The sequence below is a fragment of the Arthrobacter sp. SRS-W-1-2016 genome (assembly GCF_002009585.1).
In the GTDB taxonomy this organism is placed as follows: domain Bacteria; phylum Actinomycetota; class Actinomycetes; order Actinomycetales; family Micrococcaceae; genus Arthrobacter; species Arthrobacter bambusae_A.
Window position 1 is genome coordinate 87,792 of record NZ_MTPV01000059.1, and the last position, 15,737, is coordinate 103,528.

The following is a 15,737-nucleotide window of genomic DNA, read 5'->3' on the forward strand; positions in this document are numbered from 1 at the left end:
CCTGAAAGGACCTCGATGACGGACGTCATATCCTCCGCCCCTGCTCTAGCCGCGGCGGCCACCCACCCGGACCCGGCTTTCCCGCGCTTCCACCCCCGGCCGGCGCAAGGCTGGATCAACGACCCCAACGGCATCAGCTACATCAACGGCCGCTACCACGTGTTCTTCCAGTTCAACCCGGAATCGGCCCGGCACCACCGGATCCAGTGGGGCCACGTCAGCTCCCCGGACCTGGTTCATTGGGATGAGCACCCTGTCGCGCTGCGCCCGCAGGACGGCGGCCCGGATGAGTTCGGTTGCTGGACCGGAGTGGTGACCGACGACGGCGGTGTCCCCACCGCCGCGTACTCGGGCGTGCGGGGCGACGGCGGACACTCGCAAGTGGTGATTTCCCGAGGCTCCGCGGACTTGGTGACTTGGGAACAGGATGGTCACATTGCCGCTTCCATGCCGGACGACGGCCTGGTCACGGCCGTGCGCGACCCCTTCATCTTCCACTTCAACGGCAAGCGCTACGCCATGCAGGGCGCCGGGCTGGCCAATGGACATGCTGCTCTGCTGCTGTACACGGTGGAGGACATGTCCAACTGGAAGTACCAAGGCATTTGGCTGACCACCGAAAACCCCGTGGCGGCTGCGCACACGCCTGCTGAGATCTGGGAGTGCCCGCAGCTTGTCCATGTGCCATCCGGCGAGGCCGAAACCTGGGTCATGATGTTCTCCCTCTGGCTCTCCGGCGATGATCACGAGCACGCCAACGGGGTGGGCCACCTGATCGGCTCCTTGGCTGAGGACCCGTCGACGGGGCTGCCCGTGTTCGTCCCGCGTTCCGGCGGCAGGTCCGACCTTGGCCGGGACTTCTATGCTCCCCAGATTGTTCAGCTGGATTCTGCGTCGGGGTCCGGGGCGGCGCCGCGTGCCTTGCTGTGGGGATGGGCCAACGAAGGCCCCGGCCGTGATGGCCGGCGTGGCCGTTCGCAAGAGGAGATCGACGCCGCGGGCTGGGCAGGCGTCTTAACCCACCCGCGCTTCCTCTCGGTTGAGGGCGGTGCGCTGGTGGTTGCTCCTGCGCCGGAGGTCGAGGCGTATCGGGGCACCCTGACTGCCGGCGGGGCGTCCGGGGTGGATGACTTGCCGCCGTTTGCCGAGGCTGTTGTGACTGGCGGCGCCGGCGCCGGCGAGGTCCGGCTGGTCCTGGCCTCCGGCGCGGAACGGCAGGTCGTGTTTGCGGGGTCTTTGTCCGAGGGCGAAGAACTGCGGATCTTCATAGATGCGTCCTTGGTGGAGGTGTATCGGACCGGTTCCGTGGCCACGACACTCCGCGCCTACCCAGCGACCGGGGAAACGTGGCGCCTTGAGCTTCCCGAAGGTGCGCTAGCGGACGTCTGGGAACTGAACCTGCCCGAATAGGCGGCAGGCCGCCGTCGGGCCCTCACCTTTTGACCACCTTTGGCCGGAGCCGCCTTCCAGGGTCCCCGTATTTCCGGGGATTCCCGGATGGCGGGCCGGCCAAAAGTGGTCGGATCTAGAGGGCCGGTACAGGCCCGGTCGACTCGCGGACCACCAAACGGCAGGGGACCATGGTTTCCAGATGGCCGCTGCCGTCCGACGTCGACCGCTTGGCCGGATCCTCGATCTGCTCGAGCAACATGCTCATCGCGGCCGCGCCCATTTCGCGCAGGGGGAGCGCCATGGTGGTGAGCGCCGGGACCATGGTGGCCGCGATGCGGAATTCGTCGTCGTAACCAATGATCGAGAGGTCGCGCGGTACGTCGAGGCCCAGCCGCGCCGCGGCCAGGGCGACGCCGACGGCGAGCCGGTCGTTGGCGCACACGATCGCCGTCGGGCGCTGGGTGGCGGAGAGCAGTCCCATGGCGCCCTGGAAACCGTCGTTGATATCCCAACCGGCCATGAACACGCGGTCTTCGCGGACGGGGATGCCGGCCTTGGCCATGGCTTCCCGATGCCCCATGATGCGCAACGGCACAGCCGGCGAGGTGGCGGCCCCGGCGAGGAAAGCGATATCGCGATGGCCCAGCTGCAGCAAGTGCTCGGTGGCTTCCCGACCGCCGGAAACCTCGTCCGGGATCACGTGGTGCAGCTGCGGGGCGGGGCTGCTGTCATAGCAATTGGCGAGCACAGAGGGGACGCGCAGCATGCCGTGGGGCACGTCGAGCGGCTTCAAACCGACCGTGACGTACATCAGCCCGTCCACCTGCCGGTCCAACAGGGTCTCGACGGCGCTCTCGTCACGGGAGGCGTCGCGCTCGGTGTCCATGACCACGGTGACAAAGCCGTGGGCGCGGGCAACGTCGTCGGCGCCACCGATGATGTTGCCGTCGAACGGGCTCACCACCACCTCGTCCGAAACGATCCCGATCACGCGAGTTCGTTGGTTCCGCAGGCTCAGGGCAATGGGGTTGGGGGAGTAGTTGAGGTCCGCGGCCGCCTGCCGGATCCGGTCCTGGCTTTCCTTGGCCACGTTGCCGTCCCCACGGCCGTTGAGCACCAGCGACACCGCACTCCGCGAGACACCCGCGCGTTTCGCGACGTCGAGTGCTGTGGCTTTGCGCTGCATGCGGGCTCCTCCGGCTGTGGTTCCGTTTCTTGCTGCATTCTACCTAACGCGTGTGAGGACATACCGCCCGTTTCCCAGCGCGGGAACGCTCGCTCACCTATATGGCCGTCCAGCCGATCGCTCGCTCACCTAGTGAGCGAGCGTCCGCCGAAAACGCCCCAAAAGTGAGCGAGCGTCTGAGGGTGCGGCCCCCCGGGAACCGGCCTGACGCCGGCCCACCCCGGGAACCGGCCCAGCCCGCCCCGCGCTACAGTGAAACCATGCCTCCATTCCCCGCCCTCGACGAGCTCCTTGCCACCGCGAAAGTGGTCAGCCTGCCGATGCGGGTCAAGTTCCGGGGAATCACCGAGCGCGAGACCCTCCTGTTCCGCGGACCGGCCGGATGGGGCGAGTTTTGTCCGTTCCCCGAGTACGGCGACGCCGTGGCTTCCCGCTGGCTCGCCGCCGCCGTCGAAGCCGCATGGCAAGGTTTTCCGCCGCAACTAAGGGACACCATTCCCGTCAACGCCACCGTCCCCGCCGTGCCTGCCGCCCGGGTGCCCGAGGTCCTGGAGCGCTTTGGCCGGGTGGACGCCGTCAAGGTCAAGGTTGCCGAGCGCGGACAGGAACTTGCCGACGACGTCGCGCGCGTCACCGCAGTCCGGGACGCCCTGCCGGACGCCGCGATCCGCGTGGACGCGAACGCGGGCTGGGACGTGCCGGAGGCGGTTGAGGCACTCGGGCGGCTGTCCGCCGTCGGACTCGAATACGCCGAACAGCCCGTGCCCCACATCGAGGGCCTCGCCGAAGTCCGTCGACGGCTAGCGCAGCAGGGAACGCCGGTGCTCATCGCCGCCGACGAATCCGTGCGGAAGGAAGACGATCCCCTCAAGGTTGCCCGCGCGGGCGCGGCCGACCTGATCGTGGTCAAGGTGGCGCCGCTTGGGGGAGTGCGGCGTGCGCTGGACATCGTGACGCAAGCCGGGCTTCCCGCCGTCGTCAGCTCGGCGCTGGACACCTCGGTGGGGATCCGCGCGGGGCTCGCGCTCGCCGCCGCGGTGCCGGAGCTGCCGTTCGCGTGCGGGCTGGGGACCGTGCGGCTCTTCGCCTCGGACATTACCCAGGATCCGTTGGTGCCCGACGACGGCGCCATCCGCGTCCGCGAAGCCGTCGCCGACGAGGGGCTGCTGGAGCGGTACGCGGCTCCCGCTGGACGTCGCGACTGGTGGCTGGACCGGCTCCGTCGCGTGCACGCGCTCCTGAATGCATAGAAAGCTGGGAAAAGTCTGGGAATTCACCGGAATTTTACCGGGGCGTCCTCTCGGATTCCGCTAGCGCTGTAAGGGTTGGGAAATCACTCAATCCCCGGAGGTATTTCCCATGTCTGAATCAACCAAGCGCAAGTTCGACTTGCTCCCGATGCTCGGCCATACGAAGGGCAAGCGCAGCCCCGTGACGTGCGCCCTGAAGTGCGACAACGCTTGCTCGGGCGAGGTGTGCAACACGAGCTCCAACGCCTACTTCCGCGACATCGCTTCCGCAGCTGTGTCCCGCCGCGCCGCCCTGGGCTTCGGCGCTGTGGGCGCGCTCGCCGTCGTGCTGGGCGGAAACCTCCCGGGCAACGTGCCCGAAGGTACTGGCCTGTCCGCGGCGGCAAAGACGGGCTTCGACAAGGCCAAGCTCAAGTTCGCCCCGATCAAGCCTGTCGACTACACGGTTGACGCGTTCACCGTGCCGGATGGCTTCGCGTGGCAGCCGATCATCCGTTGGGGCGACCCGCTCTTTGCCGACTCGCCGGCCTTCGAGCTGAACGGCCAGACCGCGGCAGCGCAGGCCCGCCAGTTCGGCTACAACAACGACTACACGGACATCCTGCCCATCCCGGATTCCAAGGACCGCCGTGCGGTGCTCTTCACGAACCACGAGTACACCAACGAGAACATCATGTTCCCGGCCACTTTGGCGGCTGCGGAGGCGCGCGCGATCGGACGTGCCGCACACGGGCTCACGGTTGTTGAACTCGAACGGAAGAACAAGAACAAGCCGTGGAGCTACGTCAAGGGCGCGCCGCTCAACCGCCGCTTCCTGACCGACACGACGTATGAGCTCACCGGCCCGGCCGCGGGCACGGACCTCGTCAAGACCATCGACGATCCGTCCGGTCGGAAGATCAAGGGCACCCTGGGCAACTGCTCCGGCGGGACGACTCCGTGGGGCACCATCCTCTCCGGGGAGGAAAACTTCAACGGCTATTTCGTAGCTCCCGGTACCTCGGCGGGCGACAAGCGCTACGGTCTCTCGAACAAGCCAACGGCCCGCAAGTGGGAATTGGATGAGGCGCGTTTCAACACCAATAACGCGGGCTACGCCAACGAGACCAACCGCTTTGGCTGGATCGTGGAAGTCGACCCGTTCGACCCCTCCTCCACACCGAAAAAGCACTCCGCGATGGGCCGCTTCAAGCACGAAGGCGCCAACGTGATCGTTGCCGCCTCCGGCCGTGTGGTGGCTTACATGGGCGACGACGAGCGCTTCGACTACCTCTACAAGTTCGTCTCCAAAGGCAAGTACATGGCCGGCGACTCGGCCGCAGCCCGCCGGAACAACATGAACCTTCTCTCCGAGGGGGACCTCTACGTCGCCAAGTTCGCGGGTGACTCTCCCGCAGCTGAGATCGACGGCACCGGAAAGCTGCCGTCCGACGGCGCGTTCGACGGTTCCGGCGAGTGGCTTCCCTTGGTGGTCGACGGCGCTTCCGCTGTTCCGGGCATGTCCGTCCCCGAGGTCCTGGTCTACACCCGCCTCGCCGCGGACAAAGTTGGCCCCACGAAGATGGACCGCTGCGAAGACGTCGAGCCGAACCTGGCCACCGGCAAGGTCTACGTGGTCTGCACGAACAACTCGGACCGCGGCAAGCCCGGCAAGGAAGGCGCCACCGAGGTCAACCCGCGCACCCTCAACCGGGACGGCCACATCGTGGAAATCACGGAAACCGGGGACCAGACGTCCACGCGTTTCAACTGGACCCTGCTGATGGTTTGTGGAGATCCGGCCAAGAACTCCTCCACCTACTTCTCCGGTTTCCCGGCCGACAAGGTCTCGCCCATTTCCTGCCCGGACAACGTCGCTTTCGACTCGGCAGGCTACATGTGGATCGCCACTGACGGTGCGCCGTCGTCGATCGGGTATGCGGACGGGCTGTTCAAAGTCACCTTGGATGGCAGCGATCGCGGCAAGGTTGAGCAGTTCCTCGCCGTACCGCGCGACGCCGAGACCTGTGGGCCGATCGTGCACGACGACGAGCGGACCGTCTTCGTCGCCGTGCAGCACCCGGGCGAGGAAGGGACGTTCGAGGCCCCGCACTCCTTCTTCCCGGATTACGTGGGCGCCGGAGCCGCGCCGGCCGCCGGCCAGGTCCGCGCCCCGCGTCCGGCGATCGTGCAGGTGTTCCGCAAGGACGGCTAAGGGTTCCCCGTTCCCCTTTTCCCAACGCTCGCTCACCTACATGGGTCTTTCGGGAAACGCCCGCTCACCTACGTGGGTGTTTCGGGAAACGCCCGCTCACTCTCTTCAAGGGAGTGAGCGGGCGTTTGGGTTTGGGGCCCGATATGTGAGCGAGCGTTTGGGGGGAGGCGCCGCTAATAGACTGGTGCGGTGACTTCGCAAGGCTCCCTGAGCTCCCTCGCCGCTGCCCGGATCGCTGTCAAGGCCCTGCTCGACGGCGGTGTGCGGCACGTGGTGGTCTCTCCCGGTTCGCGCTCGGCACCCATGGCGTACGCGCTGGCCGAGGCTGAAGCAGCCGGGAACGTCAGGCTCTTGGTGAGGATCGACGAACGCTCGGCCGGTTTCACGGCCCTCGGCCTGGCCCTCTCGACGGGAGCCCCGGCGGCCGTCCTGACCACCTCGGGCACCGCCGTCGGGAATCTGTTGCCCGCGGTCATGGAGGCCAACCACGCCGCCGTGCCGCTCGTGGTCCTTTCGGCCGATCGCCCCGCCGAGCTCCACGGAACCGGCGCCAACCAGACCACCATCCAACTCGACCTCTTCGGCGAACACGTTCGCTTCGCCGTCGACATCGCGGCGGGCAGCAACCCGCAGAGGGCCGTCGAGACTGCCATATACGCGGCAACCGGCGCCCTCGAGGACACCCCTCCCGGGCCGGTGCAGCTCAACCTGGCGTTCCGCGAGCCGCTGGTTCCGGAACCGGGCGAGGCGCTGCCCGCCACCAAGGACCACGGAGTCTTCCACTACGATTCCGGTCCCCAACCATTGAGCATGCCCCCCGCTCGCGCCGAGCTGGCCGAGCGGCGGACGGTGGTTTTGGCAGGGCACGACGCCGGACCGGTCGCCGAGGCGTTCGCCCGCGCCCATGGCCTTCCCCTGCTCGCCGAGCCCTCATCCAATGCGCGCTTCGGTCCCAACGCCGTCGGGCCGTATCGCCTCATGCTGGACAACTTCGGGCCCGGGTCGGCGATGCCGATCGAGCGGGTGGTGGTCTTCGGTCGGCCTACGCTGTCCAGGCCTGTCGCCGCCCTCCTGGCCCGGAACGACCTCCCCGCAGCCATGTACGAGCCCGTCCCGGTGGCCTGGTACGAGCACGGCCGGCGTCGCGAGGAACGCTTCGAGTCCTTGACTGAACTGGCAGGGTTCGCTGGCAGGGGCTCGGATGAGTGGCTCGACGCCTGGCTCCTGGCCGGTGCCGCGGCCCAACACGCGCTCGACGGCGTCCTCGAGGCCGAGCACGCAGCCAACGGACCCGCCGTGGGAGCCACCGTCTGGAAACACGCCCGAGGGCAGTTGGTCCTGGGCTCCTCCAACGGTATCCGCGACGTCGACCTCGCCGGGCAGCCAAGCACCGAACCGTTGGCCACAGTATTCGCGAACCGCGGCCTGGCCGGCATCGACGGCACGATTTCCACGGCTACCGGAATCGCCCTCGGCGGTGGCCGCGAAACCACCCTCCTCCTGGGCGACGTCACCTTCCTGCACGACGCCGGCGGCCTCCTCCTCGGAGCCGGAGAGCCAGCACCGGACCTGCGCATCGTGGTCCTCAACGACGCCGGCGGGGGCATCTTCGGCCTCCTTGAGCACGGCAAGGTGGAGGACGACGGCGGCTACGGCACCGCCGTCGAGCGCCTCTTTGGCACCCCGCACAGCGTGGACATGTCCGCGCTGGCCGCGGCATACGGCGTCGGGCACGCTTCGGTGCGTACGACGGCGGAGCTCGCCGCCGTGCTTGCCTCGCCTTTGAAGGGGCGCAGCATTGTGGAAGTACGCACGGACCGTTCAGACCTGCGTCCCTTGCACGCGCGGATCAAGGCCGCGGTGGCTTCGGCTGTGTCCCAGTAGTTCCAATTCCTTGCGCTGCGCAAAATGCCCTGCGCAGCTGGAATTCCAGCCGCGCAGGGCATTTTGCGTATCGGGCGTCGCCAGAACCTACAGCACGCGGCTGAGGAACTCCTTGGTGCGAGCATGCTGAGGGTTGGCGATGATTTCACGGGGGTCGCCGGATTCCACCACCACACCTCCGTCCATGAAGGTCAGGCGGTCGCCGACTTCGCGGGCAAAGCCGATCTCGTGGGTCACCACGATCATGGTCATGCCGGACTTGGCCAGATCCTTCATCACGTTAAGCACATCGCCCACGAGTTCGGGGTCAAGGGCGGACGTCGGCTCGTCGAAGAGCATCAGCTCCGGTTCCATGGCCAGGGCCCGGGCAATCGCGACCCGTTGCTGCTGGCCGCCGGAAAGCTGTGCCGGGTAGTGGTTGGCCCGGTCGGCCAGGCCCACCCTGTCCAACAATTCGAGGGCGGCCTTCTTGGCATCGCCCTTGTTCTTCCCCTTGACCTGCACGGGAGCTTCCATGATGTTGTACAACGCGGTCTTGTGCGGGAACAGGTTGAAGCGTTGGAAGACCATGCCGATTTCGCGGCGTTGCGCGGCGATTTCCTTGACCTTCAGGTCGTGGAGGCGGCCGTTGACTTCGCGGTAGCCGATCAGCTGGTCACCGACGGAAATGCGGCCGGCGCTGATGGTTTCAAGCAGGTTCACGCAGCGGAGCATCGTGGACTTGCCCGAACCGGACGGGCCGATGACAACGGAAACTTCGCCCTGGTTGACCGTCAGGTCGATGCCGCGGAGCACATGGTGGGGACCGAAGTACTTGTGGAGGCCTTCGATCCGTACCAGCGGTTTCTGGGTGGTGATCGTCATTTTGCCTCCTCCTCGGGGAATTCCATCTTCAACGACGGCTCTGCTTCTGCGCTCGGTGCGACTGCCGCGGCAGCCTTGGCGGCTGCGGGGTTGATGACCGCCGGCGCGAGGTTGGTGTCAACGCCCTTGCCGTAGTAGGCCTCGATGTAGTGCTGGCCGACCATGAGCACGCTGGTGACCAAGAGGTACCAGGCGGCGGCGATGATCAGGAGCGGGATGGGAAGGTAGATCCGGTTGGCCAGGGCGTTGGTCGCGAAGGTCAGGTCCAGGGTGAAGGGGACGGCCAAGACCAGGGAGGTGGTCTTCAGCATGCCGATCGTCTCGTTGCCGGTAGGCGGGACGATGATGCGCATGGCCTGGGGCAGGATGATCCGCCACATGATCTTTCCCTTGCTCATGCCCAACGCTTCCGCGGCTTCGGTCTGTCCCTTGTCGACGGACTTCAGGCCGGCCCGGAAGATCTCGGCCAGGTAGGCCGATTCATTAAGGCCAAGCCCTAGGATGGCCGGGATAAGGCCGTGGGTGGGGTCCGAAAGCACGTAGGTGACGAGTTGGGGGCCGAAGGGGATGCCGAGGGAGAGTGTGGGGTAGAGGACGGTGACGAGTCCCCAGAAGACAAGCTGGGTGTAGACAGGGGTGCCGCGGAAGAACCAGACCCATACCCAGGAGGTGTAGCGCAGGACGGGGTTGTCGGACTGGCGCATCACGGCCAGCAGGATGGCCAGGACAATCGCCAGAACCATTGCAGCAACGGTCAGAAGCAGGGTCCAGCCCACGCCCTGGACGACCTTGACGTCCAGGATGTAGGTCCCGACCACGTCCCAGCGGAAATTGGGGTTCGTGATCGCGCTCTGAATCATAAGGATCACGGCGCCAACTATGATGATCGCGCTGATCCAACGGCCAGGATGCCGGACCGGCACCGCATCGTTCAGCACGGGTGCTGCGTGGCCTGGTTGATGATGATCCATCTGTGCACCTGATTTGTTATCGGTGGCGGGAATACTCAAGACTTGACCGCCGGGTTGACCTCGGACTTGGTGATGGCGCCTTCAGCGTTGCCCCAGCCGGTGAGGATCTTCTTGTATGAACCGTCAGACATGAGCTTGGTCAGCGTCTTCTGGATGACATCGGCAAGGGCGGTGTCCGACTTGGCAACGGCGATGCCCTGGGGAGCGGCGTCGTAAACGTCGCCGAGCTTCTCAAGCTGGCCGTTGGTCTGGGTCAGGGCGTAACCGATGATGGGGGAGTCGGCAGCCATGGCGTCGATGCTGCCGTTGACGAGCCGGGTGGTGACGTCGGTCTGGTTCTTGAGCGTGACGATGTTGATCGGCTGCTTGCCGTCAGCTGCGCACTTCTTGTTGCGGCCCGAGAGGTCCGGGTCTTCCTGGACGGTACCGGTCTGCACGCCAATGGACTTGCCGCAGATGTCATCCAGGGAGAACTTCTTCGGGTTGCCCTTCTGCACGGCCCATGCGGTACCGGCGTTGAAGTAGCTGACCATGTTGACGGCGCCGAGACGCTCGGGGTTGATGGTGAAGGACGAGATGCCCAGATCGTACTTGGGGCCGAGGGCGGGAAGGATGCCCGTGAATTCGGCGGTCTGCACCTGGACCTTCAGGCCAAGTGTGGCGCCGATCGCCTTGGCGATGTCGACGTCGTAACCGACAGGAGTCTGGCCATCGGGTCCGAGGAACTCGGCGGGAGCGTAGGTCGTGTCCGAGCCAACGGTCAGCGTGCCCTTGGACTTGATCGCGGCGGGGACCATTGCGGCCAGGGTGTCGTCCTTGGCGATGGTGCTGGGGTCAAAGCTTGCATTGGCACTGCCGGAAGGCGAAGCGGCACTCGACGGGCCTGCCTCCGAGGCATTGGTGCAGGCAGTCAGTGCCAAGGCGCCGATTGCGATGATGGTTGCAGCCTTGAGCGTCGAACTGACCGGGAGCGAACGGAATTTCTGCATTTTCTTACCTTTTTTTGCAGTGGATGCGAAACTAATCGGTTCATAGTGTAGCGCCGAACATGAGATGTGCGTCACAGAAAACTAAGTTTTACTATTGGATAACCTACCAAGTAAAAAATCAAGCCCCCCATGGTGGCTATTGTCTCGCACCCCAGACAGTCGGTAGTCAGGTTTCGAAGGGAATCCGTGGGTTTGGAGGCTTAGCTGCTGATGCCCAGCGACTCGAGCATGGGCCGGAATTTGGCCCACGTCTCGGCCAGCTCGGCGTCGGGAACGGAGCCTTCGACAATCCCGCAGCCCGCATAGAGGCGCACGGTTGTAGGACTTTCGATGATCGCGCCACGCAGTGCGATGCCCCACTCGCCGTTGCCCGCGGCGTCGAGCCACCCGACCGGGCCGGCGTACGGTCCGCGATCCATGTGCTCAAGCTGCCGGATCAACTCCCCGGCAACCAAAGTGGGCGTTCCGCACACGGCGGCCGTGGGGTGGAGTGCGTTGATCAAGGCCAGGCACGTAGGGACATGTCCCTCAATATCGGCGAGCTCGGCCTTCACATCCGATGCCAGATGCCACACATTGGGCAGCTCCAGGATGAACGGTTCACTGTGGGCGTTCATGGCTTCGGAAAAGGGTGCGAGCTGCGTGGTCAGTGATTGGATGGCGATCTCGTGCTCGTGCCGTTGTTTTTCGGAGCCGGCCAGCACGCGTTCGGCGTATTCCATGGGGGAGCCGTCCAAGCCCTCGGCGTCGCGCCGGTCGAGCGTTCCGGCCAGGACACGCGCCTGTGCCGTGCGGCCCTCCACTTGGATGAGCATCTCCGGCGTCGCGCCCACCAAGCCGTCGACGCCGTAGGTCCAGCATTCGCGGTAACGGCTGGCCAGCTGCTGCAGCACTTTGGCGGCGTTGACGCCGTCGGGCAGCGTCGCCACAACGTCGCGCGCGAGGACCAGTTTCTCCAGCTTTCCGGTCCGGATTTCCGCCACGCCGTCGGCCACCGCCTGCTTCCAAGCGGCCTCGCTCAGCGAACCGCTCTCGAGCGTGACCTTTCCATCCCCCAACTGGCTCGCATTTGTTGTCGTTTTGGGCGCTCTAAACGACAACAACTGCGAGTTAGTTGGGTGCCCGACGGCGGGGCTTAGCCAGCCTGCCAGGGCGGCGAGGGCACCCGCTTCGGTGAGTTCGACGTCGTCGAGCGTCAACTGGGTGAGCCAGGACCGCCCGTCCCGGATCCCGACAACTATTTCCGGAAGGATCAAGCGGGATTCAAAGGCGGAGGTCTTGGAGAAGGCAAAGGAGCCAAAGGCGACAGGACCGGTACCGGGGAGCTCAAGGGGATCCGTGACGTCGGCCTCGATGACGAGGTGCCGCCACCAAATGTCGGCCTCGAGAAAGCGATCCGGTCCGGACGCGGTGAAGCGCGCGAGTTCGCCAAAGCCCACCAGGCCGTTCTCGCGGCGGGACCAGCACAGGACATCGTCCCGGACCAGAAATGACGGCAGCCCCCCTGAGGATGAATCAACATCGAGGGGGACTGTCAAGGTGCGGAGCGTACTCGTCATGATGGAACAACATTACTCCCGCGCGCAACGCGAACCCTGCCCGGACCGGAGTGCCCCGAAAGTTCTTCCTATATTTGTCTGAGACAATTGCAGGGTGAACCGAGCATCCTTGGAAAAGCGTCCGGACGAAGTTGCGACGATGTTTGACGATGTCGCCCCCAAATACGACGTCGTCAACGATGTCCTGTCCATGGGGCAGACCCGGCGTTGGCGCCGCGTCGTCGTCGATGCGATGGACGTTCGCGTAGGCCAGCGGGTCCTGGACCTGGCGGCCGGTACCGGTACGTCCAGCGAACCGTACGCCGACGCCGGAGTGGACGTCGTGGCGTGCGACTTCTCGTTGGGAATGCTGAAGGTCGGCAAGCGCCGTCGCCCGGACATCAACTTCGTTGCCGGGGACGCCACCAAGCTGCCCTTCGCGGACGCTTCCTTCGATGCCTGCACCATTTCCTTCGGCCTGCGCAACGTCAACGAACCGCACAAGGCCCTCGCAGAGATGTTCCGCGTCACCAAGCCGGGCGGACGCCTGGTTATCGCCGAATTCTCGGCCCCTGTGGTGCCCCTTTGGCGGACCATGTACACCGAATACCTCATGCGCGCGCTGCCCGCCATCGCCACGAAGGTCTCCTCCAACCCGGACGCCTATGTGTACCTTGCCGAGTCCATCCGCGCGTGGCCGGACCAGGATCACCTGGCCGCCTGGCTGCAGGAAGCCGGCTGGACCGACGTCACCTACCGCAACCTGAGCGGCGGCATCGTGGCAGTGCACCGCGCCCAGAAGCCCGGTGCCGAACACCGTGAAAGCGTTCCCGTGGCCAAGCTGCGCCGCCAGATCAAGCCGCGCCGCCAAGCCGGCGATCAGTCCCGCTAACCGGCCCTATTAACAAGGACGCTGTGAACGTACTGATAGTCGGCGCAGGGCCAGCCGGGTCCACCGCTGCGTACTACGTTGCCCAGGCGGGCATTTCCGTGACGGTGCTGGAAAAGACCAGCTTCCCGCGCGAGAAGGTCTGCGGCGACGGCCTGACTCCCCGCGCCGTCCGCGAGATCCAGAAGCTCGGCCTCCCGCACGCCGAGGACGCCGGGTGGCGCCGCAACAAGGGGCTCAGGCTCATTGCGGGCGGCCGGACGATTGAATTGCCGTGGCCCGAGGTCGCCGACTTTCCCACGTACGGGCTCATCCGCACGCGCCTCGGATTCGACGAGGAGCTGGCCCGGCATGCCCAGTCGGCGGGCGCCGTGGTGCTTGAACGGCACAGCGTCACCGAAGCCCTGCGCGACGACGCCGGGCGGGTGATCGGCGCGCGCGCCGCGCTGCTCGATGAGTCCGGACGCAAGACGGGCGAGACGCGCGACTTCCATGCCGACGTCGTGCTCGCCGCGGACGGCAACTCGACGCGGACCGCCGTGTCGCTCGGCATGCACAAACGCGACGACCGCCCTCTCGGCGTCGCCGTCCGCACCTACTTCACCTCGCCCCGCCACGAGGACGACTGGATGGAAGGCTGGCTGGAGCTCCCGGGCAAGTCCGGCAAACCGCTGCCCGGTTACGGCTGGGTGTTCGGCGTCGGCGACGGCACGTCCAACGTCGGCCTCGGGATCCTGAACTCCTCCAAGGAATTCGGCAAGCTCGACTACAAGCAGGTCCTGCGCGAATGGACCGCCGGCATGCCCTCCGAGTGGGGATTCACGCCCGAAAACCAGGTGGGGGAGATCCGCGGCGCCGCCCTGCCCATGGGCTTCAACCGCACCCCGCACTACTCTCCGGGGCTCATGCTCCTGGGCGACGCCGGCGGCATGGTTTCACCGTTCAACGGCGAGGGTATTTCCTATGCCATGGAGTCCGCCCGCTTTGCGGCCGAGTTCATCATTGACGCGTCATCGCGTTCACGTTCGGCCGGGTGGACAGCCGACGACGCCGACGCCTACCTTGCGCGGTACGCGGACTATGTGCGGGACCAGTGGGGTTCACACTTCACCCTGGGCCGCGTCTTTGCCGCCCTTATCGGCAAGCCCGCCGTCATGAAACTCGCGCTACGGACCGGCATGCCCATCCCGGTGCTCATGCGCTTTGTGGTCCGGATGCTCGCGAACCTCACGGATACGTCGGCCAAGGGTTTCGAGGACCGCGCGATCCGCGTCCTCGAGATGCTGGTCCCGGCCACGTCCAACACCACGTCCACCGCCGCTTCCACCCGCGCCGGCACCGAATCAACGCTTTCCTCCGTGAAAAGTTAGGGTTAACCCGTGACTCACTCTGCCGAACACAGCTGGACGCACGCCGGGCACGGCCTGCCGGACGCTGTCGAACCCGCTCCCACCACCACCGCGATCGCCACTGGCCTGCAGCTTCCTGCCGGTTTTGCGGCCATCGCCAAGGACGTGGAGCTGGGTCCTGCCATCACCACGAACCTTGCGCGCGTGGAAAAGAAGCTCCGCGAAGCAATCGCCAACTCGGACCCCCTGGCTGACGCAACGTCGCGTCACTTGGTGGAAGCCGGCGGCAAGCGCATCCGCCCGCTCTTGACTCTCCTGTGTGCCCACCTCGGTGACGCCTCCCGGCCCGAAGTGGTCCAGGCCGCCGTCGTGGTTGAACTGACCCACCTCGCAACCCTCTATCACGACGACGTGATGGACTCCGCGCCCTACCGCCGCGGCGCCCCCACGGCGCACGAAGTCTGGGGCAACTCGGTGGCCATCCTCACGGGCGACCTGATCTTCGCCCGCGCCTCGATCCTGGTCTCCGAACTCGGGTCGCGTGCCCTGGGAATCCAGGCCCGCACGTTCGAACGCCTGTGCCTCGGCCAGCTGCACGAGACCGTCGGTCCGCGTGAAGGCGAGGACGCAGTGGAGCACTACCTGTCCGTTATCGCCGACAAGACCGGTTCCCTCGTTGCGGCCTCGGGCCAGCTCGGTGCCATCTTCGCCGGCGCCGACGAAGCCTTCGAGGACGTGCTGGTGGAATACGGCGAAAAGGTCGGCGTGGCCTTCCAACTGGCCGACGACGTCATCGACGTGACCGGCGTCAAGGTCAAGTCCGGCAAGTCCCCGGGTACGGACCTCCGCGAAGGCGTTCCCACGCTTCCCGTCCTCCTGCTCCGGAAGGCCGCCGACAACGGTGACCAATCCGCCGTCGAACTCTTGAAGCTGGTTGACGGCGACCTGTCCTCCGATGAGGCGCTGGCCCTGGCCGTTGCCGGACTGCGCGAGCATCCTGTCACCGCCGAATCCTGGGTGATTGCGCGCCAGTGGTCCGCCGAGGCCATCGAGGCTTTGAAGCCGTTGCCCGAAGGCGTGGTCAAGGAGTCGCTCACGAACTTCGCCCACGCCGTGGTGGAGCGCGCCAGCTAGTTTCTTCGCCCGGACCCAACTGACTCGCAGTTGTTGTCGTTTTGACCCGTCATAACGACAACAACTGCGAGTCAGTTGGGTCCGGGCGAAGAACTGG

12 protein-coding genes are annotated in these 15,737 nt (G+C 66.0%); 7 read left to right on the plus strand and 5 right to left on the minus strand.

All coding sequences use genetic code 11. From position 1 onward, the window contains the following. Positions 1 to 15: 15 nt before the first annotated feature. A complete protein-coding gene (locus tag BMF89_RS14585; protein ID WP_078107827.1) occupies positions 16 to 1,410 on the plus strand; it encodes a glycoside hydrolase family 32 protein in 1,395 nt (464 codons plus the stop codon). Between the two features lie 115 nt (positions 1,411 to 1,525). Here BMF89_RS14585 and BMF89_RS14590 read toward each other — a convergent pair whose 3' ends face one another. Then, on the minus strand, positions 1,526 to 2,578 hold the full coding sequence (locus BMF89_RS14590; protein ID WP_078107828.1) for a LacI family DNA-binding transcriptional regulator: 1,053 nt from the start codon (positions 2,576 to 2,578) through the stop codon (positions 1,526 to 1,528). A 260-nt stretch (positions 2,579 to 2,838) separates the two neighbouring features. Between BMF89_RS14590 and BMF89_RS14595 the strand changes: the two genes are divergently transcribed. From BMF89_RS14595 to menD, 3 genes are all read left to right on the plus strand, one after another. Then, positions 2,839 to 3,828, plus strand: coding sequence for an o-succinylbenzoate synthase (locus tag BMF89_RS14595; protein WP_078107829.1), 990 nt, complete (start codon positions 2,839 to 2,841; stop codon positions 3,826 to 3,828). Between the two features lie 109 nt (positions 3,829 to 3,937). Next, positions 3,938 to 6,022 carry a PhoX family phosphatase gene (locus BMF89_RS14600; RefSeq protein ID WP_078107830.1) on the plus strand — a complete coding sequence of 695 codons (2,085 nt, stop codon included), beginning with the start codon at positions 3,938 to 3,940 and terminating at the stop codon, positions 6,020 to 6,022. A gap of 189 nt (positions 6,023 to 6,211) precedes the next feature. Next, positions 6,212 to 7,906 (plus strand): 2-succinyl-5-enolpyruvyl-6-hydroxy-3-cyclohexene-1-carboxylic-acid synthase, encoded by a 1,695-nt coding sequence (gene menD, locus BMF89_RS14605; RefSeq protein WP_078107831.1) that lies wholly within the window; start codon positions 6,212 to 6,214, stop codon positions 7,904 to 7,906. Between the two features lie 87 nt (positions 7,907 to 7,993). On the opposite strand, the gene BMF89_RS14610 is transcribed toward menD, so the two are convergent. The 4 genes from BMF89_RS14610 to BMF89_RS14625 form a co-directional block, all read right to left on the minus strand. Next, a complete protein-coding gene (locus BMF89_RS14610) occupies positions 7,994 to 8,770 on the minus strand; it encodes an amino acid ABC transporter ATP-binding protein (protein ID WP_078107832.1) in 777 nt (258 codons plus the stop codon). Beyond that, positions 8,767 to 9,741 carry an amino acid ABC transporter permease gene (locus BMF89_RS14615; protein ID WP_078107833.1) on the minus strand — a complete coding sequence of 325 codons (975 nt, stop codon included), beginning with the start codon at positions 9,739 to 9,741 and terminating at the stop codon, positions 8,767 to 8,769. Before BMF89_RS14615 ends, BMF89_RS14610 begins: the two co-directional genes overlap by 4 nt. 35 nt (positions 9,742 to 9,776) lie before the next feature. Beyond that, on the minus strand, positions 9,777 to 10,730 hold the full coding sequence (locus BMF89_RS14620; protein WP_078107834.1) for an ABC transporter substrate-binding protein: 954 nt from the start codon (positions 10,728 to 10,730) through the stop codon (positions 9,777 to 9,779). A gap of 200 nt (positions 10,731 to 10,930) precedes the next feature. Then, positions 10,931 to 12,289, minus strand: coding sequence for an isochorismate synthase (locus BMF89_RS14625; RefSeq protein WP_078107835.1), 1,359 nt, complete (start codon positions 12,287 to 12,289; stop codon positions 10,931 to 10,933). A 94-nt stretch (positions 12,290 to 12,383) separates the two neighbouring features. Between BMF89_RS14625 and BMF89_RS14630 the strand changes: the two genes are divergently transcribed. Genes BMF89_RS14630 through BMF89_RS14640 form a run of 3 tightly spaced genes read left to right on the plus strand, consistent with a single transcriptional unit; the run spans position 12,384 to position 15,640 of the window. Continuing rightward, positions 12,384 to 13,160 (plus strand): demethylmenaquinone methyltransferase, encoded by a 777-nt coding sequence (locus BMF89_RS14630; protein WP_078107836.1) that lies wholly within the window; start codon positions 12,384 to 12,386, stop codon positions 13,158 to 13,160. A 23-nt stretch (positions 13,161 to 13,183) separates the two neighbouring features. Then, positions 13,184 to 14,527 carry a geranylgeranyl reductase family protein gene (locus BMF89_RS14635; protein WP_139359677.1) on the plus strand — a complete coding sequence of 448 codons (1,344 nt, stop codon included), beginning with the start codon at positions 13,184 to 13,186 and terminating at the stop codon, positions 14,525 to 14,527. Positions 14,528 to 14,536: 9 nt separating this feature from the next. Further along, positions 14,537 to 15,640: a polyprenyl synthetase family protein gene (locus BMF89_RS14640; RefSeq protein WP_078107837.1), complete on the plus strand. Its 1,104-nt coding sequence runs from the start codon at positions 14,537 to 14,539 to the stop codon at positions 15,638 to 15,640. Positions 15,641 to 15,737: the final 97 nt, after the last annotated feature.

What these genes read in the sequence shown, in the direction of transcription:
- BMF89_RS14590 (WP_078107828.1), bottom strand. Translation starts at nt 2,578, where the DNA reads ATGCAGCGCAAAGCCACAGCACTCGACGTCGCGAAACGCGCGGGTGTC.
- BMF89_RS14585 (WP_078107827.1), top strand. Translation starts at nt 16, where the DNA reads ATGACGGACGTCATATCCTCCGCCCCTGCTCTAGCCGCGGCGGCCACC.
- BMF89_RS14620 (WP_078107834.1), bottom strand. Translation starts at nt 10,730, where the DNA reads ATGCAGAAATTCCGTTCGCTCCCGGTCAGTTCGACGCTCAAGGCTGCA.
- BMF89_RS14615 (WP_078107833.1), bottom strand. Translation starts at nt 9,741, where the DNA reads ATGGATCATCATCAACCAGGCCACGCAGCACCCGTGCTGAACGATGCG.
- BMF89_RS14610 (WP_078107832.1), bottom strand. Translation starts at nt 8,770, where the DNA reads ATGACGATCACCACCCAGAAACCGCTGGTACGGATCGAAGGCCTCCAC.
- BMF89_RS14625 (WP_078107835.1), bottom strand. Translation starts at nt 12,289, where the DNA reads ATGACGAGTACGCTCCGCACCTTGACAGTCCCCCTCGATGTTGATTCA.
- BMF89_RS14600 (WP_078107830.1), top strand. Translation starts at nt 3,938, where the DNA reads ATGTCTGAATCAACCAAGCGCAAGTTCGACTTGCTCCCGATGCTCGGC.
- BMF89_RS14595 (WP_078107829.1), top strand. Translation starts at nt 2,839, where the DNA reads ATGCCTCCATTCCCCGCCCTCGACGAGCTCCTTGCCACCGCGAAAGTG.